Below are 24,493 nucleotides of genomic sequence, written 5' to 3' on the forward strand. Positions count from 1 at the left end.
TGGTCGGTATTTCTGGTCGCCAAGCGGCAGTCAACGCGAGGGATCGATCGGTAAAATCGTCCATTCGCGTGCTTCGTCGCATATCGAGCGCAAGCCGCGCTCGGGCTTTTCCAGGCGATTGCTTCTCCAACAGGTTGTGCAAGACGCGAGGTTACGCTCCCAATGGGCGTCTCGCGTTCGAGCCCACTTGCACAGCCGTGAATTTCTTTCACACTTAGGGGCTTGTATGACTAACGCAGTTACCGTCGCAAAGGATAAGGCGTATGTAGTTCCGTTCGAGCAGTTGCGGATGACCGACGTGGAAATCGTCGGTGGCAAAAACGCGTCGCTTGGCGAGATGATCAGTCAGCTCGCTGAAGCAGGCGTGCGCGTGCCGACCGGTTTCGCCACCACGGCGCTGGCTTTCCGCGACTTCCTGCATCACAACAATCTGACCGAACGCATCGCCAAACGTCTCGAAACGCTCGACGTCGACGACGTGAAGTCGCTCGCCGAAGCGGGCAAGGAGATCCGTCAATGGATCGTCGACGCGCCGTTCCAGCCGCAACTCGAGTCGGATATCCGCGCGGGCTTCGACACCCTGCAAAACAGCTCGCCTGAAGAGCTGTCGTTCGCCGTGCGTTCGTCGGCCACGGCGGAAGACTTGCCGGACGCATCGTTCGCGGGTCAGCAGGAAAGCTACCTCAACGTAGTCGGCATCGAAGAGGTGCTCGACCGCATGAAGCACGTGTTCGCGTCGCTGTACAACGACCGCGCTATCTCCTATCGCGTCCACAAGGGCTTCACTCACGCTGAAGTCGCGTTGTCGGCGGGTGTGCAGCGCATGGTGCGCTCGGACGTCGGCGCAGCCGGCGTGATGTTCACGCTGGACACCGAATCGGGCTTCAAGGACGCTGTCTTCATCACGTCGAGCTATGGCCTCGGCGAAACCGTGGTGCAAGGCGCGGTGAATCCGGACGAGTTCTACGTCTACAAGACCACGCTCGCGCAAGGCAAGTACCCGATCATCCGCCGCTCGATCGGCTCGAAGCTGATCAAGATGGAATTCACCAAGGCGGGCGAAGAAGGCCGCGTGAAGACCGTCGACGTGGCGCACGAGCAGCGCAACCGCTTTTCGATCACGGACGAAGACGTGATCGAACTGGCCAAATACGCCGTCATCATCGAAAAGCACTACGAGCGTCCCATGGACATCGAGTGGGGCAAGGACGGCCGCGACGGCAAGATCTTCATTCTGCAGGCGCGCCCGGAGACGGTGAAGAGCCAGGCGGCGGGCAAGGCCGAGCAGCGCTTCAAGCTGAAGGGCCAATCGAACGTGCTGGCCACCGGCCGCGCGATCGGCCAGAAGATCGGCGCGGGTCCCGTGCGCGTGATTCACGATCCGTCGGAAATGGACCGTGTGCAGCCGGGCGACGTGCTGGTCGCCGACATGACCGATCCGAACTGGGAACCGGTCATGAAGCGCGCTTCGGCAATCGTCACGAACCGTGGCGGCCGCACCTGCCACGCGGCGATTATTGCGCGTGAGCTGGGCGTGCCGGCGGTGGTCGGCTGCGGCGACGCGACGGACGTGCTGAAGGAAGGCGCGCTCGTCACCGTATCGTGCGCGGAAGGCGACGAAGGCAGAATCTACGACGGCCTGCTCGAAACCGAAATCACCGAAGTGCAGCGCGGCGAACTGCCGCCCATTCCGGTAAAGATCATGATGAACGTGGGCAATCCGCAACTGGCCTTCGACTTCTCGCAACTGCCGAACGCAGGCGTGGGTCTCGCGCGTCTCGAGTTCATCATCAACAACAACATCGGCGTTCACCCGAAGGCGATTCTCGAGTACCCGAACATCGATCAGGACCTGAAGAAGGCCGTGGAAAGCGTTGCTCGCGGTCACGCCTCGCCGCGCGCGTTCTACGTCGACAAGCTGACCGAAGGTATCGCCACGATCGCGGCGGCGTTCTATCCGAAGCCCGTGATTGTGCGTCTGTCGGACTTCAAGTCGAACGAGTACAAGAAGCTGATCGGCGGTTCGCGCTACGAGCCGGACGAAGAAAACCCGATGCTCGGTTTCCGCGGCGCGTCGCGCTACATCGCGGACGACTTCGCCGAAGCGTTCCAGATGGAATGCATCGCGCTGAAGAAGGTGCGCGAAGAGATGGGCCTCGACAACGTCGAGATCATGGTGCCGTTCGTGCGTACGCTGAAGCAGGCGGAGCGCGTGGTCGGGCTGCTGGGCAAGTACGGCCTGAAGCGCGGCGAGAATGGCCTGCGCCTGATCATGATGTGCGAAGTGCCGTCGAACGCGATTCTGGCCGAAGAATTCCTGCAATTCTTCGACGGCTTCTCGATCGGTTCGAACGACCTGACGCAGCTCACGCTCGGCCTCGATCGCGACTCCGGCATGGAACTGCTGGCGGTGGATTTCGATGAACGCGATTTGGCAGTCAAGTTCCTGTTGAAGCGCGCAATCGACACGTGTCTGCGCCTGGACAAGTACGTCGGTATTTGCGGCCAGGGCCCGTCGGATCATTCGGACTTTGCGCAGTGGCTGACCGATGAAGGCATCAAGTCGATCTCGCTGAACCCCGACACGATCGTCGAGACGTGGCAGCAACTGGCCAAGTCGGCGAAGCAGTAAGGCGAACGGCATGCCGCTTCCTAAGCGGCATGCATAACGTGCGATGCGGTAGGTCAAGCGCGCGTCGAATGCACGTGAAACCGTGCTGTATCGCCCGTTGAACGCGCTCGCTTCGTGCTATAAACACCCCGGTAGATCCGGGGTGTTTTGCTTTGTGGAGGTCGACGTGGCGCCAGGTGGATTGTTCTGGTGGATCGGGGCGGGTGTGCTGGTCGTGCTGGAGTTGCTCAGCGGCACCTTCTACCTGCTGATGATCGCATTGGGCTGCGTCGCGGCCGCGATTGCGCACCTTGCAGGCGCCGCAGCCGACGTGCAGTTCGCGGTCGCGGCCGTGGTGGCGCTGGCGGCGGTGCTGCTGCTCAGGCGTTCGCGGTTCGGCCGCAGAACGCGCAAAGAGGCGTCGCGCAACCCGGACGTCAATCTCGACATCGGTCAAACACTCGTCGTGCCGGCGTGGCACGAGCGGCGGGCACGCGCCGATTATCGCGGCGCGGCATGGGACGTCGAGCTGGCCGCGGGCGAGCCAGAAGACGCGCCGCTCTACGAAATCACGGAGTTGCGCGGCAGTTGCCTCGTCGTCGTGGCGGCGCGTCATTCAAACACCCGGGCCACCACGGCCTGAGCACCAACGCGTCATACGCGCATCACACACAACTATTCGAACTACGGACCGGAGGGCAGTAATGGATTCGACCATCGTCGGGGCGGTGCTTCTGATCATCGTGATCGTACTGGCGGCGCAGACTATCAAGATCGTGCCGCAGCAGCATGCGTGGGTGCTGGAGCGGCTCGGCCGCTATCACCGTACGCTGACGCCGGGCTTGAGCTTCGCGTTTCCGTTCGTCGACCGGATCGCCTATAAGCACATCCTCAAGGAAATTCCGCTCGAAGTGCCGAGCCAGGTCTGTATCACGCGCGACAACACGCAGTTGCAGGTGGACGGCGTGCTGTACTTTCAGGTCACCGATCCCATGAAGGCGTCGTACGGGTCGAGCAACTTCGTGTTCGCGATCACGCAACTGTCGCAAACCACGCTGCGCTCGGTGATCGGCAAGCTCGAACTCGACAAGACTTTCGAGGAACGCGACTTCATCAACCACAGCATCGTGTCGTCGCTCGATCAAGCTGCGACGAACTGGGGTGTGAAGGTGCTGCGCTACGAAATCAAGGATCTGACGCCGCCCAAGGAAATTCTCCACGCAATGCAGGCGCAAATCACCGCCGAGCGCGAGAAGCGCGCGCTGATTGCGGCATCGGAAGGGCGTAAGCAGGAGCAGATCAATATCGCGTCCGGCGGGCGCGAAGCGGCGATCCAGAAGTCTGAAGGCGAGCGGCAGGCGGCGATCAATCAGGCGCAAGGTCAGGCGTCGGCGATTCTGGCCGTGGCCGAAGCCAATTCGCAGGCGATTCAGAAGATCGCGGCGGCCATTCAATCGAACGGCGGGATGGAAGCGGTGAACCTCAAGGTGGCCGAGCAATATGTGAATGCGTTCGGCAATCTGGCGAAGCAGGGCACCACGCTGATCGTGCCCGGCAATCTCGCGGACATGAGTTCGATGATCGCGTCGGCGCTGACGATTGTGAATAAAGGGAAGGGCGTGACCGAGGTGCGTTGAACAGGCCGGCTGCGCTCAACGCGCCGGCAGCGGGAACGGATGGGCCAGGCGCAATGTCGCGAATGTCCTGACCATCCCGGTTTCCGTCGAGCGCGTGACTGCGTAGGCTGTACCGAAAGCACCGAAAGCACCGAAAGCGTTGCTCGGGGCGTTTGCCGGCTTGCAAAAAGAAATGGCCCGCGGACTGTGCGGGCCATTTGCCTTTCAGCGCTTGTGAGGCACGCTTCCTTGCCACCCGCGATCCAGTCGCAGCGAACGTTGGCAGACGAAACGCGGCAAAACAGCACGCCGCCTGCCATCAACCGTCGATCAAACCAGACCTGCCATCAAGTCGGCGAGCGCATCAACCGCGCCTTTTCACGCTCCCAATCGCGCTTTTTCTCGGTCTCGCGCTTGTCGTGCTGCTTCTTACCCTTGGCAAGACCGATCTCGCATTTGACGCGGCCGCCCTTGTAGTGAAAATTCAGCGGCACGAGCGTGTAGCCGCGCTGCTCGACCTTGCCGATCAGTTTGCTGATCTCTTCGCTGTGCAACAGCAGCTTGCGCGTGCGTACCGGATCGGGATTGATATGGGTCGAGGCTTCGGGCAGCGGGCTGATGTGCGTGCCGATCAGGAACAGTTCGTTATTCTTGATAACGACGTACCCTTCCTTGATCTGGCCGCGCCCGGCGCGCAGCGCCTTGACCTCCCATCCTTCGAGCACGAGCCCTGCTTCATAGCGTTCTTCGACCGAGTAGTCGTAGAAGGCTTTTCTGTTGTCGATAATGCTCATGAATGGAAAGTGCCCAACTCGTTTAAAATCACGATTTTAGCAAAGCGGGGCAAGGAAAGCCCGCTGCGCTCGTCCACCCTTGCCACGCGCTGTTCAATTTATGGCAGATGTCCAGAAAACCGTATTGATCCGCCATTCGGCGGAACAGATGTTCGACCTCGTCACCGACGTCGCCGATTACCCCAACTTCCTGCCGTGGTGCGGGGGAGTCGAAATCCGCCGCCGGGACGAAACCGGCATGGAGGCGAAGATCGATATCAACTTCAAGGGCATCAAGCAGCATTTCGCCACGCGTAACAGCATGGAGCGGCCCACGCGCATCGATATGGAGTTCGCGGACGGCCCGTTTCGCAAGTTCACGGGCTTCTGGCGTTTTACGCCATTGCGCGCCGATGCCTGCAAGATCGAATTCGCGTTGCACTACGAATTCACCAATATCATTCTCGAGAAAATCATTGGCCCGGTGTTCAACCACATCGCCAACACCTTCGTCGAGTCGTTCGTGAAGCGCGCCGATCAGCGCTACGGTAAGGCATGAGCGGGCGCTTGTCGATTGAAGTCTGCTACGCGTCGCCGAGCGAGCAGGCATTGATTGCCGTTGAGCTGCCCGCGGGCGCCACGCTGCAGCAGGCGCTGGACGCGAGCGGCATCTTGCGGCGGTTCCCGCAGATCGATCTCGGCACGCAGAAAGTGGGCGTGTTCGGCAAGCTCAAGCCGCTCGACGCGGTGCTGGCCGATCATGACCGGGTGGAGATTTACCGGCCGCTGCTGGTCGATCCCAAGGTGTCGCGTCAGCGGCGCGTTGAAAAGACCCGCAAGGCGGGCTCGATCGAAGGGCGTCGCTGGCAGAACAAGGATTCGCGGTAAGCGGATCTCGCGTAGGCGGAGACGGGCGAGGACGCCCTGCGCCTCAAGGCGCCGACGCCTGCGGCTTGTCCTTGATCCGGGCAACCCCGGACGTATCGTCGTCCGCATGCTGGCGCACCGACCAGCACACGCCGGCCACCAGCAGCAGAATCGCCGCCAGTTCGAGCGGGCGCGGCAATCGCTGGTCATAAATGAACGCGTAAAGCAGCGCAAAAAGCGTCTCGAACACGATCATCTGACCCGAGAGCGTCAGCGGCAGCCGTTTCGATGCGGCATTCCACAGCCCGTTGCCGAGCCACGATGCGCCGATCGCGAGCCCCAGATTGAGCATCCAGAAGGTGTGCCAGCGTCCGTCGGCCAGTTCGCCATGCGGGCCGCCCGCCGGCAGCACGGCGATGACGAGCCACAGCGCGGCGCCGAGCGCGCCCGTCACCACGCCCCACAAGACTGACCACTCGTTGCCGCTGAAATGCGTCTGGCGCTGCAGATAGCGGGCGTTTTCGACCGCGAACCACGTCCAGCATCCCAACGCGCCGACCGCGCAGGCCAGCCCGATCAGCTTGGTGATGACGCTGACGGGCGTGCTGTCCGCTACCGTAAATACATCGATGTTGATGCAGGCGATGCCCGCCATCACCATCGCGAGCGGCCAGGCGAGGCGCGCGAGCGGCACGGCGCCGTGATCGCGCCGGCCCAGCAGCGTCACCGTGACGGGCAGCACGCCGACGATCAGCGACGCCGGCGCGATGCCGATCAGGTGCACGGCCGCCGTCAGCAGCAGGTAATAGAGGAGGTTGCCGGCCAGGGCCAGCTTCACCAGTGCGCCGAGATCTTCGCGGGTCAGGCGTTTGATCAGCGAGCGCGCCATGGGCAGTGCGGCGGCCACGGAGACGATGCCATACATCGTGTAGCGGCCCGCGCTCAGAAGCAGCGGCGAAAAGTCCGGCAGCACGCGCGGCACCAGAAAAACCATGCCCCATAAGGCCCCGGCCATTACTCCATACGCCACACCGCGCTGCATCGACTGCCCCTGCAAAAAACTGGACTGGTCGGCAGAATAGCCGGTTGGCGGCCCGGGCGTCTTGTTCGATCCTGCAATTCGAGCCCGCCGGCGCCCCGTTGCGCCCGAACGCGCAAACGAAACCCGATCGAACCCGAGGCGAACAGCCAAGCGAAATCCAGGGGCCCGATTGCATGAAAAAAAATCGCCCGAATTCGCTAAGCTGCTGTTCGTGCAGTGAAAACCAGGGAGGTATCGCGTATAATTCGCTTTTGCGCCTATAGGATTTGCCATGCGTCTGATCCAAACAGCACTCACGTTCGATGACGTGCTCCTCGTCCCGGCTTTCTCCGATGTTTTGCCGCGCGACACCAGCCTCAAGACCCGGCTGACCCGCAACATTTCCCTGAATATGCCGCTCGTGTCCGCCGCCATGGACACCGTCACCGAAGCACGCCTCGCCATTGCGATGGCGCAAATGGGTGGCGTGGGCATCATCCACAAGAATCTCACCGCGGCCGAGCAGGCGCGTGAAGTGGCCAAGGTCAAGCGTTTCGAATCGGGCGTGGTGCGCGATCCGATCACGGTGCCGCCGCAAATGAAAGTGCGCGACGTGATCGCATTGTCGCAGCAGCATGGCATTTCGGGCTTCCCGGTCGTCGAAGGCGCGCAACTCATCGGTATTGTGACGAACCGCGACCTGCGTTTCGAAGAGCGTCTGGACGAGCCGGTGCGCAACATCATGACGCCGCGCGAGCGCCTCGTCACCGTCAAGGAAGGCACGCCGCTCGCCGAAGCCAAGGCGCTGATGCACAGCCATCGCCTCGAGCGCGTGCTGGTCATCAACGACGCATTCGAACTGCGCGGCCTGATGACCGTCAAGGACATCACCAAGCAGACCGAACACCCGGACGCGTGTAAAGACGAACACGGCAAGCTGCGTGCGGGCGCGGCGGTCGGTGTGGGCGCTGACAATGAAGAGCGCGTCGAACTGCTGGTGCAGGCGGGCGTCGACGTGATCGTCGTCGATACCGCGCACGGCCACAGCCAGGGCGTGCTCGAGCGCGTCAAGTGGGTCAAGCAGAACTTCCCGCACGTCGAGGTGATCGGCGGCAACATCGCTACCGCGGCGGCCGCCAAGGCGCTCGTCGAATACGGCGCGGACGGCGTGAAGGTCGGTATCGGCCCGGGCTCGATCTGCACGACGCGGATCGTCGCCGGCGTGGGTGTGCCGCAGGTCACCGCGATCTCCAACGTGTCCGAAGCGCTGAAGGGCACGGGCGTGCCGGTCATCGCCGACGGCGGCGTGCGCTTCTCGGGCGACGTCAGCAAGGCGCTGGCCGCCGGCGCGAATGCCGTGATGATGGGCAGCATGTTCGCCGGCACCGAAGAAGCGCCGGGCGACGTGTTCCTGTATCAGGGCCGCCAGTACAAGTCTTACCGTGGCATGGGCTCGGTCGGCGCGATGAAAGACGGCGCTGCGGACCGCTACTTCCAGGACAACTCCGCGAACATCGACAAGCTGGTGCCGGAAGGTATCGAAGGCCGCGTCGCCTACAAGGGCTCGGTCAACGCGATTCTGTTCCAGCTGATCGGCGGCGTGCGCGCCAGCATGGGCTACTGCGGCTGCCGCACCATCACCGAGATGAACGACAAGGCCGAGTTCGTGCAGATCACGGGCGCGGGCCTGCGCGAGTCGCATGTGCATGACGTGCAAATCACCAAGGAAGCGCCCAACTACCACGTGGACTAAACGCCAATGAAGCCATTGCTGCGCGCTGTACTCATCCTCGATGCCTTGCTGCTGCTTGCGTTCGGCCTGCTGTTTCTGCTGACGCCGTGGACTTCGCTGTACAACGCGCTGCTTCTGGTGCAAACCCAGCCGGCTCTGGTCGGCCAGGGGTTTGGCGTGGCGCTGGTCGGGCTGGCATGGCTGGCCTTTCACGCGTCGATCGACGGCGCGCTTACCACCACTGTCGCCAAGGTGGTCGGGCACGTGAACTGGTTGACCGGCGTGCTGATGCTGATCTGGCTGCTCGGTCTGCATACGCCGGCGCTGACCGGTTTCGGGCAGATCGTCGCGGTGTTGACGGGCGTGGTGCTGCTGGTGATCGGTCTGGGCGGCGTGCGTCTGGCGGGCGCGGTGCGGCGCCGTGAAAGAGTGAGGCTCGCTGAAGCCGCCGCTGCCGAGCGCGCCGAGAAGCAGGCTGCCAAAGACGCCGCGAAAGACGCGGCCAACCGGCGCGAGCCCGGCCGCGTCACGGCGGGCTTTCCGGTCTATCACGCCGAGCCGGCCGTGGAGCCTGTCGTGCCGGTTACGCGGCCTGTCAGTGCCACGAGTCCGGTTGCAGGGGCGCCGCTTCATCCGGTCGTCGACGAAGCCGGTCTGACGCCCTCCGAACGCGCAGCGCGGGCTGAAGCCGCCGCCGCGCGCGACGAAGCGCGCAATGGCGACGCTGACGCGCCTGGCGCGCCCCGGCCGCCGTTTCATGGGTGACGCGCTGCGCGCTACGCCATCCGCTGAAGCACCCGGATTTCGTTTGCGTGCGCCGTGGGCAAGCACCTGCGACGCGGCCCGCGCCAACCCGCTGCATCGTTACGTTTCATGCTCGATCGTTCCCACGTGGACCGCTTTGAATTCAACGCCGCGCATCGCGCGCGGCATTCCGTATCCGCTCACTTTTGACTCCGTCCGCTGCCATGCATGACAAGATCCTGATCCTCGACTTCGGTTCGCAAGTCACCCAACTGATTGCACGTCGCGTTCGCGAGGCCAACGTGTATTCGGAAATTCATCCCTACGACGTCGATGCATCGTTCATTCGCGACTTCGCGCCGAAGGGCGTGATCCTGTCCGGCGGCCCGAGCTCGGTCACCGAAACGGATACGCCGCGCGTGCCGCAAGCCGTGTTCGAACTCGGCGTGCCGGTGCTCGGAATCTGCTACGGCATGCAGGCCATGGCCGAGCAGCTGGGTGGCAAGGTCGATATCGGCCACCTGCGTGAGTTCGGTTATGCCGAAGTCCGCGCGCGCAATCACACGAGCCTGCTCGAAGGCATCAGCGACTTCACCACGCCGGAAGGTCACGGCATGCTGAAGGTGTGGATGAGCCACGGCGACAAGGTGCTGGAAATGCCGCCGGGCTTCGCGCTGATGGCGTCGACGGAATCGTGTCCGATTGCGGCCATGGCCGACGAAAAGCGCCATTTCTACGGCCTGCAGTGGCATCCGGAAGTCACGCACACCGTGCAGGGCCGCGCCATGCTCGAACGCTTCGTGCTGCAGATTTGCGGCGCGCGGCCCGACTGGGAAATGGGCAACTATATCGACGAAGCCGTCGCGAAGATTCGCGAGCAGGTCGGCAACGAGCACGTGATTCTGGGGCTCTCGGGCGGCGTGGATTCGTCGGTGGCCGCGGCGCTGTTGCATCGCGCGATCGGCGATCAGCTGACCTGTGTGTTCGTCGATCACGGCCTGTTGCGTTTGAACGAAGCCGAACAGGTGATGGCGACCTTCGCCGATCACCTGGGCGTGAAGGTGATTCATGTGGACGCCAGCGATGTGTTCCTGCGCAAGCTGGCCGGTGTGACCGATCCGGAGGCGAAGCGCAAGATCATCGGCGCGGAATTCGTCGAAGTCTTCCAGGCTGAAGCCGGACGACTGACCGATGCGAAATGGCTGGCTCAGGGCACGATCTATCCGGACGTGATCGAATCGGCCGGCAAGGGCAAGAAGGGCGCGCAGACCATCAAGAGCCACCACAACGTGGGCGGCCTGCCTGAGACGCTGAATCTGAAGCTGCTCGAACCGCTGCGCGAACTGTTCAAGGACGAAGTGCGCGAACTCGGCGTCAAGCTCGGTTTGCCGCCGGCCATGGTGTATCGCCATCCGTTCCCGGGCCCGGGCCTGGGCGTGCGGATTCTCGGCGAAGTGAAGCGCGATTTCGCGGACCTGCTGCGCCGCGCGGACGCGATTTTCATCGAGACGCTGCGTACCTTCATCGACAAGGAAACCGGCAAGTCCTGGTACGATCTGACGAGCCAGGCGTTCGCGGTGTTTCTGCCGGTGAAGAGCGTCGGCGTGATGGGCGACGGGCGTACGTACGAGTACGTCGTTGCGCTGCGTGCCGTGCAGACGCTGGACTTCATGACGGCGCATTGGGCGCATCTGCCGCATGAGCTGCTGGGGCATGTGTCGAATCGGATCATCAACGAAGTGCGCGGGATTAACCGGGTGGTATATGACATCTCGGGGAAGCCGCCGGCGACGATTGAGTGGGAATAATTTAGACTGCTCCCAAGTCGTTCCGGGAGGTCCGGTTTTCTATGTTTTTCCTTTTAAAACATGGGGTTATTGTCCGGTGTGGTCCGCTGTGATCCGGGCGATGCCAGATGGAAATGTCGGTATCGGTGACGGTACCCGACATTTCTTCCTCGGACGGCCTTGTCCGATACCGTCAAATCAGTCTGACGGTATCGGTTGACGGTATACGTTCGAGGAGTCCCTATGCTCACAGACATGCAGTTGCGAGCGCTAAAGCCGGCTCAGAAGATTTACAAGGTTGCCGATCAGCGTGGACTATATGCGGCAGTGACGCCTTCAGGCGCAGTGAGCTTCCGATACGACTACCGGGTGAACGGTCGCCGGGAAACGCTGGTTATCGGCCGGTACGATCCATCACTTTCCGCGCGGAAGCCACGCAAGCCAGACGAACTCGGATTCGGAATGGCTATTAGCCTCCCGGAAGCCCGGCTTCTACGCGACCATGCGTACGGCACGATCCAACGCGGCGAAAGCCCGTCACGTGCGAAAGTCGAGAAAAGGGTCGAGGCGATCGAGGCGCTCACGTTTGGTAAGTGGGCGGAGAAATACTTTGTGGAGACCACTCTTGCCGACTCCACACGAGCAATGCGCAAATCGGTGTACGAGCGGAATCTCGCGTCGGAATTTGGCCGGCTGAAGTTGGAAGAAATCACGCCCGCACGATTGATGGCGCGCTGTGAGAAGATCAAAGAGAGGGGTGCTGCGGCCCCTGCCGTGCAGTCGCGTGACATCGTTCTGCAGGTTTACCGTTTCGTGCAGGCGCGGGGACTAAAGGTAGACAATCCTGCGGAGGCCATCCGCCCGTCTGCGATCGCCAGCTTCAAGCCGCGAGATCGGACACTGTCGCCTGCCGAAATCCATGTGTTTTTCAGTGCACTGGAACAGACGCCGACGATGCCTACGCTGCGCCTCGCTATCAGATTCATGCTGCTCACGCTGGTGCGCAAGTCCGAGTTCATTCTGGCGATGTGGGGTGAGATAGATTTCGACGCCGCAGTCTGGACAATTCCGAAGGAACGGATGAAGGCCGGTCGCCCCCACATTGTCTATCTGAGCCAACAGGCTCTGGACATTCTGGTCGCATTCAAGACGTGCTTCGGAGCGAGTTCGTACGTGCATCCTGGCCGCTATGAGACGGCCTCCCCAATAAGTATGGCGACTCTGAACCGCGTTATTGACAGCGCGGTCAAGCTGATACGCGACGGCGGGACAGATTTTGATCCTTTCACAGTACATGATCTGCGTCGGACGGCCAGCACGCTGTTGCACGAAGCAGGGTTCAACACCGACTGGATCGAGAAATGCCTCGCTCACGAACAGCGCGGCGTGCGCGCGGTCTACAACAAGGCGGAGTATGCAGAGCAGAGGAGGGCGATGCTCCAGGCGTGGGCAGATATGCTGGACGGCTGGATTGCTACGAATTCAAAGGCGAGCGTCCTAGTGCTGGCACAGACAGCCAAGACTCGTGAGTAGATCGCTTGAGCTCGAACTTCTGTGTGCTCAAGAATACCCGTTCGCACTTGAATCGCCATGTTCACCGCTGGACGGCAACAAAAAGAATTTTGTACTACGTAGGAAATGCTCTTCATGAGTCGAATTCCTATTTATCATGTCAAACACTGCTTGGTGCCAGGAGAGGACTCGAATATATAACTTAAGTCACTAATTTCAAACAGGAAGTATTCTGAGCTTTCAGCGCGTATACGTATTCGTATACGTAAAACGCTGGGATCACACAGGATCTAAACTAAGACGGAGGCTCGGAACGGGCAAGGGAGCAGGCGCTGTGGCTTTAAGATCGATCCTTTAATGGGGTGCAGGTGGTAGGAGGTTCAAATCCTCTCGCCCCGACCAATAGATATAAGCCTCTCATGGCTTCGGCTCTGAGAGCCTTTTTCGTTTTGGGGCGATTTTGCCCCCACGTTTGCCCCCACAGGACGGACGGCTCTCCCGGGAACAAAGCGGAATTTTGGGTCGCGTCGAGGGGCCGGCGCGCATTCGCTGCTCACGAGATTGAGACTCGTACATCAATGCGCGAACTGTGCTCGCGACAACCTGTTTACTGGTAACGCAGTCCCATTTCTGACGGCTCGGGGGCTGCCAGCGGTCCAACTGTAGGGCGGCGGAGCAGTAGTTCATTCGCTTAGGAAAACCAGGAATGCGCGTTGGATACTAGTACGGCCTATTGATAACAGCGTCATTCATGCCGCTAGCGGCATGAACAGCGTTGTTGTCCGGCAGCAGGATACCGCTATCGGTGTAGCGAATCAGGGCCTGCCAGTGACGTAACGCATAGCCGAAGGCTTTCGCGAGCGGCGCCTGAGCCGGCAAACCGATGACGTTACCTTCCAGCCATTGCCGGAACTGCATGAGCACCGGCAGCGCCTCGGTTTGCCGCGCCGCGTATTTGATGTTGGGCGTGTGGTCTTTGATCCGCGACTCGATCGCGTACAGGCGGGCAATCCACTGCAGCGCCTGCGCCGCGAGTCCCGGTTTGCTCTGCGCCTTCGCGATTTCAAAGAAGCGTCGGCGGCAATGGGCCCAGCATCCGACCTCGACGATGTTTCCGGTTTCGTAAAGTGCGCCATGCCCGCTGTATGCGTCCGCCTGCAGGTAACCTTTGTACTTCTGCAGGTACCGCAGCGGATGCGAACCGGAGCGCGATTCGGCGAACTCGAACACGACCGCCGGCGGGTGGTCGACCCAGACACCATTCTCTTCGCGTTGGCCGGCGCCAAGATAGCCCCATAATCGCGCGGTGCGCGTCGCCGTGCGACCCTTCTCGAGTAACGGCAACGTCGTGTCATCCACGTGCATGCGGGGGGCCTGCAACTGGTGAGCCCGTAGCGGTGGCAGCAGCACTTCGAGCAGTTCGGCTGCCGCCAGCTTCCATTCGCACAGCGTTGCCCGGGGCAGGTGCACACCGCGTCGTGCATAGCGCATCTCCTGCCGGTTCAAAGGCAGGTGATCGACGTAGGTGTTGACCAGGATGTTAGCCAGCAGGCTCGCGCTCGCATTGCTCTTCGGCAGCGGCGAGGGCTGGGCACTTGCGGTCACGATGGTCGACTCGCCATCCTTCTTCGCCGCGTACTTGAAACGGATATGCTCAATAACGGTGAGCGTGGACGGCTCGTAGTGCAGCGTCTCGCTGCGCTCTTCGCCGATGCGCTCGAGCGTATCGAATGCCGCCTTCTGCTCATCGCTTAGATCATATTCAACGTGCTTGCGCGGCAGGTCCTTCGGCAGGGCCGGACGTCCCTTGCGGGTGTGGCCTGCGACCGGAACCTCGGCGGGCTCGGGCGGAACGGGTAACACCGTGGTGGCATCGAACAGTTCCGCCTGGCCCGCCAGCCGCTCGGAGCTGACCCCGAAGCGGGCACGGTTCGCCTGGGCAATCTGGTGCTGCAGCGCTTCCAGCTGCTCCCACAGCACGCATGCCAGCCGGTTCTGTTCGAGCGCGAAGGCTTGCAGTGCGTCGGGCTCGACCGGCAATTCCGCGACAGTGATAGCGGTGGGCGGCATGGCTATCATGATGCCCAACTCGCGCTACGTTTACAAGATCGGGGAGCGTCGTATCTGCGCAGGTGACAGCGTGTTCAGCTCACGCGCGTCACCGCGATGGCGCGATGCGGCTCGCGCGCCGGGATCTCAATGCCTTCGAGCCAGGCGTTGAGTTCGGCGAGCGTGAAGCCGCGTTGCGCGAGCGCCAACGGCGATGGAAAGCGGCCCCGTTCAAGGCGCTTGTACCAGAGTGCGAAGCCGGTGCGATCCCAGTATAGGCATTTGACTTTCGAGCGGTCCCGCCCGACGAACACGAACAGATTGCCCGAGACAGGGTTCTGGGCAAGCAGTGGTTCGACCAGATACGACAGGGCGTCGATGGATTTGCGCATGTCGACCGGCTCACGGCAGATATACGCACGGACCTCCGCTGCGATCAGCACCGGCTACCGCCGAGCTGTCCGAGCACGAAACGCACGATGCGCTCGGCATGAGCACCGGTCAGCTCGATGCGAACACCGGCGAGCGACAACGTCACCCGATCACGCGAAGACGACAAAGCGTCCGCCGTCGACGGTGGAGCAGGTGTGGCTGGCGCGGCGTCCGGATGGGAAACGATAAATGCCGCGTCTGGTGTGAACGCGAGCGGGTGCGCCTCTGCACGTGGCTCGCTCGAGAGCTTCTTGCGCCACAGGCCGAAGGTACTGACGGCGAGCCCCTGCTCACGACAGAAACGTCGAAGGCCCAGTCCGCTTGTGGTCCACGCCATGACCATCTCGCGCCAGAAGGCTTCGCCTTGGCGGGGGCGTCGTGCGCCCGTCGGTACGGCGGCCTCTCCCGTTGCGTCGTCCATCGCATTGCTCCTCGTTACGATGGCATCACCTTCGCACCGCGCTTACGTGCATTCAAGACGGGATGCGCTGACGGATACGTCACAAACGTTTCAGGAGCGCGGCGACCACGTTGGCCGGCACCGAGCTGATGCAACATTTGCAAACGCCAGTTCAACCTTGCGAAACTCGGCCTTATGAATTCCACTGCGCCCGCGGTCTGGAATGCGATCTCGTCAGCTCAATAAGGCATCCTGATCTCTAGACGAACTCGTGCTCTCGGCCATTTTCCGACCCGCGGATCAGACTCGGAGACGTCTGCTGTTCCAGGTACAAGAGACGATCGGTTTTCAGCATCCCCCGGAAAGTGGTGTCGTCGGGCAGTTGCGGTTCGTAGGTGCATTGGGCACGCGTGGTATTGCATTGCGCACCAGGATTATTGATGGAGCGGCTGAAGCGTCGATCTGCTTTCGTTAAGCCAGACGATAAGTTCATTGACCCGCATGGCCTTCGCAAACAACCAGCCCTGTCCATACTGGACGCCTCTCTGCACCAGATATTCGATCTGGACATCGCGCTCGACGCCTTCCGCCACGATTTCCACCCCCAGTTCGTGTGCCATCTCGATGATATGAGGCGCGACGACGCTGGATGCTGCATCTTGTGCAATGGTGTCGATAAATGACTTGTCGATTTTCAGGACATCGATCGTAAAGGTTTGCAGATACGACAGGCTGGAATACCCGGTTCCAAAATCATCGATATAGACAGGGTGGCCAGCGTCCCTGAATGCAGCTATTGTTTGCTGCGTTGCTTCGGCATCCATGAAGCTTCGCTCCGTTGCTTCGATTCTGACCTGAGCAGGTCGGATACCCGTCTCCTGCAACCGGGCCGTAAGAACGTTCAGGAAACGGCGCGTCCGCAAATCCTCGCTACTCACGTTGATTGAGACGTAGAACGAAGGCCGCGAGCGCAACAGCTTCGACAACTCATCAATCGTCTTATCCAGTACGAGGTCCGTCAATTGCTGAATAAGGCCGTTTTGCTCGGCGACCGCGACAAAGATTTCCGGCGAGATGTAGCGTCCGTTCAGGTTCCACCTGACGAGCGCTTCCACGCCAACGCATTCGCCGGTCGTGATGCGGACGATCGGCTGGAAAACCACGTCGAGTTTCTTGCGTGCTATAGCCCATCCGAGCGTCGCTGGGAAGGAGAGTTGCCGAGAGATTCGCCTGAACGCAAGCCAACCAAGCCCACCTCCGACAACGACACCAATCGAAAGCCACATCACGAGCAAACCAGGCCAGTGGCCCACGAGGCTACTGCGCGGAGACTTGACTACCACACCGAGGGGCCGGCTTGACGAACGGGCGACAGCGTAGTGCCACTGTTCATTGTTCATGTGCCCAGCCACCTTCCATGCATTGAGCATGTCGTCGGCGTCCGCACCAGGTGACGACGCAAGGATTGTGTTCGTCTCGACATTGACCACCGCGATCGGTCTTTTAGCGGGGTCGATAACATCGACGAAGGACTGCGGGTCAATTGAGACATAGCGTCCGTTGCGGCCGATCTGGATATCCTGACGCTCGCCGCTGAGGGGGTTCTTATGCCTGAACCAGATCAGATAGCCGTCTTTGGTCCTCCGATCGGGCGGAGGCATCGTCAGTTGTTGCGCCCGAACGTCGCCTGAAAGCGGTGAGCACAGATATTGTCCGCCACCGTAAGCACCAGCATCCTGCACGTACCGGTAATTGAAAACCACGCGGGCAAACTGTGCAACCTGGTCGGGACAGCAGAGATCGCCGCGGAGCGCCTCCATGTCAGCAATAGCGGCGAATGCCTGGTAGGTGACAAGCTCCACACGCATCACAGCTTTCGCGGCGAACTGCTGCAGATCTTCCTGCTCGCGACGTTCTGCATCCTCGTCGGCGATATAGATGCTGGTCAGTACTGGGGCAACTGTAACTATGCAGCCCAGTGCGATGGAAGCAGAAATAAGCGACAGCCGCTTGATCATCTCGCAAGTCTCATCGTGAATGACCGTAAGGGAGGCTTCGCGCCCCAGGTGCGGCATGCTCAGGGGCGAACGGGTGGAATTACGATGTCAGCATGAAGGATAGTATCTGGAGCTATTTTTTCAATGCGTCTGATTAATGCGCCCTCTATCCGCGCCAAGGCGAATGCGAACGGCCGATCTTCGACGGGCAGTGGGCGTTTATAGCTTAGTCGCCTGAGTCCGCTTCGGGTCGTAAGTGTGAGTTCGCTAATGAAGCAACCGAAGTCCGGCCGCGCGACATCACCGACGTCGGCAACCCGGCAAGCTGCCGACACAGGATTCAGCCACCTTCAACGTCGGCAAAGGCCGAAGTCCGTTCCAACACCGGGACGGCATGCAGGTACGTTCTCGTGAGTACCCTTATCGCGGCGGCGTCGGGCGCCCGCCATGCATGCTTCAGTCAGCGTGCCACCACGCGTATCAGCCCAGCCGCCGGACCCGGCTTCGCCAGCTCATCTGCCTGATCATCGGCGACGCGCCACTTCGGAAACGTCCCTGAGCCGTCGACTTTCCATGGCTTACCCATTTCGTCGACATACATCGCGTTCGAGTTTCGGCCGGCCGCCGGCGCGCGCCGCAGTGCGCCCGGCGCGGCGCGTTCGAATGACCGGCTCCCCTGTTCATTGAACACTGTCGCAAGCGGCCGCCGCGCCTGGCCCGACCGGCTGAGCGGCGTGGCAAGCGGTCCCGCGGGCGCGCGCAGCACCGCGTCGGCGGGCTCTCGGCCAGCGAGGATCGCGCCGAGCAGCGCGGACGGACCGCTCGAAGCCGATGCTACATTGGTCGTATCGCCGGTGCGCTTGGCGGTCGGCGCGCTCGGTGAATCGAGTGCGAGCGGTTCGCTTGCGACGTCGATCTGCACGACAAGGATGACATGCCAGTCGTCCGGCGTGTTGTTGTAGCGTGGCGCGAGCGAGGCGAGACGCAGCCGCGCGATGTCGAAACCCGCGTCGCGCAGCAGGAGGTATTTGGCGACGGCGAAATCCTTGCACACGCCGCTTTCGGCGAAGAACCGCGCCGGCGCGTAGTCGCTGCCGTCGGTTCCGTCGCGGTAGCGAACCTGGTTGACGAGCGCGTCGGCGAGCAGCACGGCTGACGCATCGCCGGCCTTGACACGCTCTGCCCGCACTTGCGCAACGAGGCGGGTCCAGCCGGCGGGTTCGCGCGTCAGGTGGGTGCGCAGCGCTTCGCGCAGGCGCTGCACGCGGCCGATCGCGTCAGACGATGGTTCGAGCTTCGTGTCGGCAAGCGGCAGGAGGAACATCAGGTCTCCGACTTGCGCGAGCTCCGGGCGGATCTTGCGGTTGGCTTCCCACCACGTCCCGGTGCGCAGGCGCTCGATACCAGCTTTCAGTGTGTGAGGCGTGGCCGAATCGCCGGGGCCCGCGTCGTGCGTGCCGGATGCATAGCGTTGCGATGGGGCCGGCAGGTTCGCGGCGCCCACGACGGCGGGCAAAAGCATCGCGGCCGCGAACGAGCACTGGAGAAAGCAGAGGAGCAGTCGAGCGAGCGGCATATGTAAACTCCCGGAAGCCACACCGGGCGCCGATGCGCCTGGTGTTTCGAAGCCTCCCGATGCCGTTTTACGCTATGCGCGCAAGGCAACGCTGGCTTGAAACCAACATTGCATGCGACGTGCCAATCCGTCGTATCGCTCTACGCCATTGATTAAACAAGAAATTGTCTTTGCGGGCAGCGTGCTGAAAACGCCTCGTGACGCCCGCCGCCCAACAGACACGCGATACCTGTTAGCGTCACCCGCACACTTTGCCCTGAGCGAAGTTGGGTTCCACGCGCGGCCGAAGCAACAGCATCTGCGTTGGGATCGACAGCAACAGATGGCTCCTATCGCTACTTTGTAGTTATCGAAGGGTAGCGCCGAAGTGACAGCGGTGGCATCTGTTTGCAGGGCCTGATGCGTGCATGGCAAGCGCCGCAACCTTCCATAATTTGCATTAATTTCCTCGTGCGGTTTCATTTTTCGAGGAGAGTCGCCATGCCAAAATGCTCACGCCTCAGATCTGGCCATATTCTTGCCAGGCGATGGTTCGCCGAGGCTGGCCTGGAAGCGCATGCCGATGCGTACATTCGCTATTTGACGGAACATGGATATGCCGTACCGACCGTGGAATGCTACTTCCGCTGTGTCGCGCATTTTTTGCACTGGGCCGTACAACAACATGCTGCCTTTCACGATGTCGGCGATGCTCTGATCGAGCGCTTCATCCAGGAACATCTGCCCCATTGTCAGTGCGCGCCGCAGTGCCGGAGAACGAGCGCGGACGTCCACGCTGCGCTGATGCATTTTCTTGACATGTACGGCATCGCTCGCGCAACGCCAGCTCCGATAGTGTCCGCCTCGCTAGTGCTGCCTTTCTCGCTCACCTAGCGTGTCCCAATAAACACTGGCCCCGTGAAGCCGGCTGAGGGCGCGGGCAATCGAACGTGTCTTATCCGCAGTCAGCCGCGGTTATCTGATTCGTGGACTTGTGTGCAAACCTGACGTGACGGAGCCTCGTCTCGCGAGCCCATAGCGGATTCCAAACCTGCGTGTACGTATTGACCGTCGAACGCGCCCGGCGCGGCCGCGACCACCAGTAAAGCAAGTCCAATTTTCTTCACAGCTGCTCCTTGACCGCAGTTCGGTTCAGCCACTTGCAGCCGAGACTTTACCTAGAGCGCGTGATGTAGCACCAAACTCCCAGTCAATGCGATTGGTGCAAACGGATTGATTGGCCGGACCTTCTTAGGGTCCTTAACGCGCTCCACCATGTGGGACCGACTCCATCCTGCAACCATCTGCTCGAGCCCGCGCACGACGTTCGATTCCATAGCCTGTACGCCCGCATCGCCATTGATGTTGGCAGAGCGGCAACCGGATTGCTCAGTTGCTTTGCCAGGTCGGAATCGCTTTGGGCATAGCAGGAAGTCGCTGCCAGCGCAGCGATGCTGCCGGCCGCCCAGACAAGCCATCTGCAATGAGGCATTCGCTTTCCCACGGTTAGATTGGGGGCGGAAGCGCAGATTTTCCAGATCACTCTGCCCGCTTCGAGCGCCAGTCGCTGGATTTTTGCGCGAGCACCCGGTCGGATGCCATAGGGGTTTAGGGCAACCGAATTTCCCTTTCGTGCAATTCGGTTGAGTCGACGAATTCACACGATTACTACGTTGCGCACCGACTTCAGACGCGTCCCTGTTCTGCACCGGCCTGCACACATCGTTGCCCTGATGGGCAATCCTGTTGCCCGTAACCCTAATGGTCAATTCAACTGGAGTATCCGACTATACAAAGGTTGGGCAACGCTAGAAATACCTTGGGAGAGCATGACGATGACTGTTTCGCGCAGAGATTTTCACCGGGTGACCATGCTGACGATGGCGGGTATAGCGACCGCCGGAAAAACCCTGAACGTCTCGGCCCAACAGGCGACAACGCCTCTGGCATCAGGTGCGGGCAGCCCGTCCGAGCCGCTCGGCGGCCAGCCGCCGCCTCAATCGACCGCTTCGGTCAAGGACTTCGACTACCAGATCAAGTATCAACGTGCATTCGAGTCGGTTCTATGGAATTTGCCCGCGAACGCGATTTACACGTTCCGAAGGGCAGCGTTTACCGATCTCGGTGTTAAAGATAACGACATCATTGCCTACTCTGCTCCGGCTACGCCAAAGCTCGAAGCGATTACGGCTAACAGCACGACGCCTTACATCACCGCTTTTACAGACTTGCGAAAGGGGCCGGTCGTTCTGGAGGTGCCCGCCGCAAGCGCCGAGGGAAGCGTCTACGGACAGGTCGTCGATGCCTGGCAACTCACGATCGCAGATGTCGGCCCGTCCGGAATCGACAAGGGTAAAGGAGCGCGCTTTCTTTTCACGGGGCCGGGCTACAAGGGCTCCATTCCCAAAGGATACCTTCATGTCGCCTCGCCGAACTTCAGGATCGCGCTGGCGTTCCGCTCGGTGCGTGCGCCCGGCAAAACCGCGACGGACGCCTACAAATACGCGCAAAGACTGCGGATGTACTATCTTTCCGAAGCCGCGAATCCGCCCAGACAGCGTTTCATCGACCCGATCGACGAGCGTTACCCGACGCTTCCGTTTTACGATGAACGTTACTTCGACGATATGCACGCGATCATAAGCGTCGAGCCCGTCAACACCCAGGACAAGGTGATGATGGGGATGCTCACGTCGCTAGGAATAGAAAAAGGCAAGCCTTTCACGCCCGATGCGACGACGAAGAAAGCGATGCGCCAGGCGGCAATCGACGCGTGGTTTTATCTGCAGTACTGGTACGACCATTTTCCGCACGAGAAACTTTTCTGGCCGGATCGGCATTATGCCTCGCTTCTACAGGCCGACCAGAACAAGACCTTTACTTTTTCTTACGATGACCGGATCGACCTGATCAACCGAGCGGCCGAGTACTTCTGGTGTACCTATATGCCGAAGGTCTTGAGCGCTGATCCCGCAACGCAGTATCTGATGGCAGTGGCAGACAGTAATGGAAATCTGCTTGAGGCCGGCAAGCTATACAAGCTTGATGTTCCTGCGCAGATGCCGGTCAAGCAGTTCTGGGCGTTGACTGTCTATGACCGGGCCACGAATGCGTTTATCTACAGCGAGTCCAACCGTACAACGCTTTCTTCCTATGACCTCGACAAGATGAAGAAAAATGCGGACGGCGGCGTCACGATTTACGTGGGCCCAAATGCACCGGACGGATTTGAAGCCAACTGGATTCCGACCGCCGGAAAGCGCCCGTTGCCCGCCATGCGTTTGTACGGGCCAACGGAAGCGCTTAACAGCAAGACCTTCAAGTTACCGGACTTTCAGCCTGCCTGAAAGAACTTCCACGCTACGCATATTCAAGGAGCAATGATGCTGAACTTCCGTCCCTCTGTTTCGGGTGCATCGAAATATACCTCTGCGCCACTGTCGCTCGTCACCATGGCAGTGCTTGCCGCTGTGCTCGCGGGGCAAACAGGCGCACTGGCAGCCTTATTCCCGGATACCCTTCTGACCACACCGGGCACGCCTGATGTCGTGGCCAAAGGCCTGGAGACCGATGGCTATCAACTGGCAGTTTCGGCTTATGTCTGGGGCTATCCGCTTGTTCGCATGGAGCGAACGATGCGCGAGTACACCGACGTACCTTCGCCGAAGCCGCCAACCAGCTATCGCGCACCGATGGACACCATCGGCTGGGCCACCGAACTGGCATCGCCCGACGCGAAAGACATGCCGACCGCGAACAATGACACCTACTACATGAGTGCCGTGGTGAAGCTCGATGAACCGTGGATTTTAACGGTGCCTGACACGCATGACCGCTACTACGTGGTCGACGTTTTCGACATGTACCAGGAACTCGAACACTATATCGGCCGTCGCACCACGGGCACGAAGGCGGGGCGTTTCGCGCTCGTGCCGCCCGGCTGGAAGGGAACGCTGCCTGCTGGCGTCAAGAGGCTGGACGTCAGTACCGATAAGGTATGGCTTTGGGGCCGCCTGCGGGTCCTGCCTGGCGAGTCGCCGACTCATCTGACGGCTCTGCAAAAGCAGTTCAAGCTCGTGCCTCTAAGTGCAATCAATAAAACGAATTACATGCCACCGAAGGCGTCTCTCGAGCCATTGCCTGCCATCGATGGCGATGACCTCGGCTTTTTCGTGCATCTGGGAGAAGCAGTCAAGGTCAACCCGATCAAGCCGGCCGACAAGGCTTTGTTCGCACAGTTCGCACGCATCGGCCTGACCAAGCAAGGCTTCGATCCGTCCAAGCTTGATCCGGCAGTACGGAAGGGCATGGTGCGCGGGCTTGCGGATGCGCCTGCGGTGGCCGTTGCTTCACTCGCGAGCACCTCCAGCAAGCGCAACGGCTGGGACTGGGTAACAGGCCTGGACAGCTTCGGCTACAACTACCCGCTTCGTGCTGTGGTTGCCGGCCCTTACCTTGGCGGCAACGGCGAAAAGGAAGCGATGTACCCGATCCGCTACTCGGACAGCGAAGGCAAAGCGCTGAGTGGCGCCAACAAGTACGTGATCAAGTTCGATACGCTCCCACCGGTCAACGCGTTCTGGTCGATCACCATGTACAACGCCGGCGACAAGATGCTGGTGCCCAACGAGATCAAGCGTTACAAGGTTGGCTCCGATACGCAAGGTCTTGTCAAAGCGGCAGACGGCTCAGTGACGGTCCCGATCCAGCACACCAAACCTACCGGAGATGCGGCGGCAAACTGGTTACCGGCACCGGAAGGCGGATTCTACGTCATTCTTCGCATGTACCAGCCGAACGACGACATCCTGAGCGGGAAATGGCAGATTCCGGATCTGAAACGGGTTCCCTGATCTGCTCGTATTGAAGCAAACTCGACGAGAGCCCAAGACCGGCTGACGGCAGCCTGCGTATTACCAGGCTGCCGTTGGAGCATTCTGTCAATTCGTTCGGGGCAGATGCTGGAGCAGTCCGGGAAGGCAAGCGCGATTCGCCGGGGAAGATCCGATAACTTCAACGCTACCCCTGTGCAGACTTCGCGCCGGGACTGAACCGCTCGATATAGCGCTTGCGCAATATCTGCTTCTGGACCCTGCCGGTCGCACCGATCGGCATTTCTTCGACGAACTCGATACCTTCCGGCACCCCCTGGCGACGCGCTGCTCGAGAAAAACGCACGCATCTCGCCAGTGTCGATGGCCGTTCCCGGACGACGAACGATGTACAGATAAGGACGCTCCGCCCACTTCGGGTGCGGCACGCCAATCGACGCCGCGAGCGCCACCTGCGGGTGCGCCATAGCCGCGCTTTCGAGATCGATCGAGCTGATCCATTCGCCACCGGACTTGATTACATCCTTCACACGATCGGTGATGCGCATGCAGCCGTTCACATCGA

At 60.9% G+C, this 24,493-nt stretch carries 20 protein-coding genes and 1 pseudogene; 11 read left to right on the top strand and 10 right to left on the bottom strand.

Annotated elements, in window-relative coordinates; all coding sequences use genetic code 11:
* The first annotated feature begins 226 nt into the window (after positions 1 to 226).
* The 3 genes from ppsA (at position 227) to B0G71_RS06580 (ending at position 4,248) form a co-directional block, all read left to right on the top strand.
* Positions 227 to 2,632 carry a phosphoenolpyruvate synthase gene (gene ppsA, locus B0G71_RS06570; protein WP_116140550.1) on the top strand — a complete coding sequence of 802 codons (2,406 nt, stop codon included), beginning with the start codon at positions 227 to 229 and terminating at the stop codon, positions 2,630 to 2,632.
* Positions 2,633 to 2,798: 166 nt separating this feature from the next.
* Positions 2,799 to 3,254: an NfeD family protein gene (locus B0G71_RS06575; protein ID WP_116140552.1), complete on the top strand. Its 456-nt coding sequence runs from the start codon at positions 2,799 to 2,801 to the stop codon at positions 3,252 to 3,254.
* Positions 3,255 to 3,315: 61 nt separating this feature from the next.
* Positions 3,316 to 4,248, top strand: coding sequence for an SPFH domain-containing protein (locus B0G71_RS06580; RefSeq protein ID WP_106279656.1), 933 nt, complete (start codon positions 3,316 to 3,318; stop codon positions 4,246 to 4,248).
* A gap of 326 nt (positions 4,249 to 4,574) precedes the next feature.
* Here B0G71_RS06580 and smpB read toward each other — a convergent pair whose 3' ends face one another.
* Positions 4,575 to 5,021 (bottom strand): SsrA-binding protein SmpB, encoded by a 447-nt coding sequence (smpB, locus tag B0G71_RS06585; protein WP_012433428.1) that lies wholly within the window; start codon positions 5,019 to 5,021, stop codon positions 4,575 to 4,577.
* Between the two features lie 100 nt (positions 5,022 to 5,121).
* Here smpB and B0G71_RS06595 point away from each other — a divergent pair, with 100 nt between their 5' ends.
* Positions 5,122 to 5,559 (top strand): type II toxin-antitoxin system RatA family toxin, encoded by a 438-nt coding sequence (locus tag B0G71_RS06595; RefSeq protein ID WP_012433427.1) that lies wholly within the window; start codon positions 5,122 to 5,124, stop codon positions 5,557 to 5,559.
* A complete protein-coding gene (locus B0G71_RS06600) occupies positions 5,556 to 5,888 on the top strand; it encodes an RnfH family protein (protein WP_116140554.1) in 333 nt (110 codons plus the stop codon). Before B0G71_RS06595 ends, B0G71_RS06600 begins: the two co-directional genes overlap by 4 nt.
* 43 nt (positions 5,889 to 5,931) lie before the next feature.
* Here B0G71_RS06600 and B0G71_RS06605 read toward each other — a convergent pair whose 3' ends face one another.
* Positions 5,932 to 6,909 carry a DMT family transporter gene (locus B0G71_RS06605; RefSeq protein ID WP_116140556.1) on the bottom strand — a complete coding sequence of 326 codons (978 nt, stop codon included), beginning with the start codon at positions 6,907 to 6,909 and terminating at the stop codon, positions 5,932 to 5,934.
* A gap of 271 nt (positions 6,910 to 7,180) precedes the next feature.
* Here B0G71_RS06605 and guaB point away from each other — a divergent pair, with 271 nt between their 5' ends.
* The 4 genes from guaB (at position 7,181) to B0G71_RS06630 (ending at position 12,684) form a co-directional block, all read left to right on the top strand.
* On the top strand, positions 7,181 to 8,641 hold the full coding sequence (guaB, locus tag B0G71_RS06610) for an IMP dehydrogenase (RefSeq protein ID WP_106279664.1): 1,461 nt from the start codon (positions 7,181 to 7,183) through the stop codon (positions 8,639 to 8,641).
* A gap of 6 nt (positions 8,642 to 8,647) precedes the next feature.
* Positions 8,648 to 9,385, top strand: a complete 738-nt coding sequence (locus B0G71_RS06615) for a hypothetical protein (protein WP_116140558.1) — start codon at positions 8,648 to 8,650, stop codon at positions 9,383 to 9,385.
* 203 nt (positions 9,386 to 9,588) lie between these two features.
* Entirely contained in the window at positions 9,589 to 11,172 is a 1,584-nt protein-coding gene (guaA, locus tag B0G71_RS06625; RefSeq protein WP_106279670.1) for a glutamine-hydrolyzing GMP synthase, read from the top strand.
* Between the two features lie 222 nt (positions 11,173 to 11,394).
* A complete protein-coding gene (locus B0G71_RS06630; protein WP_116140562.1) occupies positions 11,395 to 12,684 on the top strand; it encodes a site-specific integrase in 1,290 nt (429 codons plus the stop codon).
* Positions 12,685 to 13,383: 699 nt separating this feature from the next.
* Here B0G71_RS06630 and tnpC read toward each other — a convergent pair.
* From tnpC to B0G71_RS06660, 6 genes are all read right to left on the bottom strand, one after another.
* Positions 13,384 to 14,742, bottom strand: coding sequence for an IS66 family transposase (gene tnpC / locus B0G71_RS06635; RefSeq protein ID WP_116140564.1), 1,359 nt, complete (start codon positions 14,740 to 14,742; stop codon positions 13,384 to 13,386).
* A 65-nt stretch (positions 14,743 to 14,807) separates the two neighbouring features.
* Positions 14,808 to 15,155, bottom strand: coding sequence for an IS66 family insertion sequence element accessory protein TnpB (tnpB, locus tag B0G71_RS06640; RefSeq protein WP_116138918.1), 348 nt, complete (start codon positions 15,153 to 15,155; stop codon positions 14,808 to 14,810).
* On the bottom strand, positions 15,149 to 15,565 hold the full coding sequence (gene tnpA / locus B0G71_RS06645; protein ID WP_116138916.1) for an IS66 family insertion sequence element accessory protein TnpA: 417 nt from the start codon (positions 15,563 to 15,565) through the stop codon (positions 15,149 to 15,151). Before tnpA ends, tnpB begins: the two co-directional genes overlap by 7 nt.
* Positions 15,566 to 15,978: 413 nt before the next feature.
* Complete coding sequence (locus B0G71_RS06650; protein ID WP_116140566.1) at positions 15,979 to 17,562, bottom strand: EAL domain-containing protein; 1,584 nt, start codon at positions 17,560 to 17,562, stop codon at positions 15,979 to 15,981.
* A gap of 439 nt (positions 17,563 to 18,001) precedes the next feature.
* The gene (locus tag B0G71_RS06655; protein ID WP_116140568.1) at positions 18,002 to 19,117 is read right to left on the bottom strand and encodes a transglutaminase-like domain-containing protein; all 1,116 of its coding nucleotides are present in this window, start codon (positions 19,115 to 19,117) and stop codon (positions 18,002 to 18,004) included.
* Between the two features lie 492 nt (positions 19,118 to 19,609).
* On the bottom strand, positions 19,610 to 19,906 hold the full coding sequence (locus B0G71_RS06660) for a hypothetical protein (RefSeq protein ID WP_147308655.1): 297 nt from the start codon (positions 19,904 to 19,906) through the stop codon (positions 19,610 to 19,612).
* Positions 19,907 to 20,925: 1,019 nt separating this feature from the next.
* On the opposite strand from B0G71_RS06660, the gene B0G71_RS06670 reads away from it, so the two are divergent.
* Positions 20,926 to 22,443 (top strand): DUF1254 domain-containing protein, encoded by a 1,518-nt coding sequence (locus tag B0G71_RS06670; protein WP_258875502.1) that lies wholly within the window; start codon positions 20,926 to 20,928, stop codon positions 22,441 to 22,443.
* 33 nt (positions 22,444 to 22,476) lie between these two features.
* Positions 22,477 to 23,949: a DUF1254 domain-containing protein gene (locus B0G71_RS06675; RefSeq protein WP_258875503.1), complete on the top strand. Its 1,473-nt coding sequence runs from the start codon at positions 22,477 to 22,479 to the stop codon at positions 23,947 to 23,949.
* Positions 23,950 to 24,115: 166 nt separating this feature from the next.
* On the opposite strand, the gene B0G71_RS41840 is transcribed toward B0G71_RS06675, so the two are convergent.
* Both B0G71_RS41840 and B0G71_RS42595 read right to left on the bottom strand, forming a co-directional pair.
* Positions 24,116 to 24,274, bottom strand: a complete 159-nt coding sequence (locus B0G71_RS41840; RefSeq protein ID WP_258875504.1) for a hypothetical protein — start codon at positions 24,272 to 24,274, stop codon at positions 24,116 to 24,118.
* 67 nt (positions 24,275 to 24,341) lie between these two features.
* A pseudogene (locus B0G71_RS42595) lies at positions 24,342 to 24,476 on the bottom strand (hypothetical protein); the annotation flags it as partial.
* Between the last annotated feature and the right edge of the window lie 17 nt (positions 24,477 to 24,493).

The sequence above is a fragment of the Paraburkholderia sp. BL27I4N3 genome, assembly GCF_003386115.1.
In the GTDB taxonomy this organism is placed as follows: Bacteria; Pseudomonadota; Gammaproteobacteria; order Burkholderiales; family Burkholderiaceae; genus Paraburkholderia.